This window comes from Oleiphilus sp. HI0125 (assembly GCF_001635355.1).
Genome location: NZ_LWGF01001396.1, coordinates 1 through 1026, shown reverse-complemented (window position 1 = coordinate 1026; position 1026 = coordinate 1). Strand labels below are relative to the sequence as shown.

General features: G+C 44.3%; 1 protein-coding gene and 1 pseudogene. Both read left to right on the top strand.

The window, feature by feature from the left end; genetic code table 11:
* Positions 1-314: pseudogene (locus A3762_RS23825) on the top strand (twitching motility protein PilT); the annotation flags it as partial.
* Positions 315-367: 53 nt separating this feature from the next.
* Positions 368-1026, top strand: a 659-nt coding sequence (locus A3762_RS23820; RefSeq protein ID WP_197469548.1) for an ATPase, T2SS/T4P/T4SS family, incomplete at its 3' end; no start/stop codon positions are given.

Genomic DNA, 1026 nt, shown 5'->3' with positions numbered 1-1026 from the left:
TTGATGTATTCCCAGCGGAAGAAAAAGCGATGGTTCGTTCCATGCTTTCAGAATCTCTACAAGCCGTTATCTCGCAGACACTGTTGAAGAAATCAAATGGTGGTCGTGTTGCCGCACATGAAATCATGATTGGTACACCAGCGATACGTAACCTTATTCGTGAAGATAAAGTTGCACAGATGTACTCGGCAATACAAACAGGGGCCAGCATTGGTATGCAGACGCTCGACCAGTGCTTGCAAAACTTGCTTAGCAAAGGCCATATCAATCGCGATACAGCACGCGAAAAAGCAAAAATCCCTGAAAATTTCTAAGAATTAGCCGATAAGTTTATTTATCGGATGCAAGACAAGTTAAGGAAGAAAACGTGGACTTTGATCGACTCTTAAAAATCATGGTTGAAAAAGGAGGCTCAGACCTCTTTATCACAGCAGGCGTTCCACCTAGCATTAAAATCCATGGCAAGATCGTCCCTGTCACCAAGCAATCTCTGACACCAGAAATGTGTCGTGAGATTGTCTTTGACACCATGAACGACAAACAACGCGACGAATTTACTGAAAAAAACGAATGTAACTATGCCCTCAGTGCACGAGGAATTGGTCGTTTTCGTGTATCCGCATTCTCTCAACGTAACCTTATCGGTATGGTGCTGCGTCGTATCGAAACGAATATCCCACGTATTGAAGACCTCGCGCTGCCAGAAGTTATTAACTCTCTAGCAATGACGAAACGCGGTTTGATTATTTTTGTGGGCGCAACGGGTACTGGTAAGTCGACCTCTCTCGCATCGATGATTGGTCACCGAAATCGAAACAGTAAAGGCCATATAATTTCGATCGAAGACCCTATTGAATATATTCACCAACACGAGGGCTGTATCGTTACGCAGCGCGAAGTGGGGATCGATACTGAGTCTTTCGAGGTTGCGCTTAAAAACACATTACGTCAGGCACCTGATGTCATCATGATCGGTGAGATCCGTAGTAAAGAAACAATGGAGTATGCGGTAACTTTCGCAGAAAC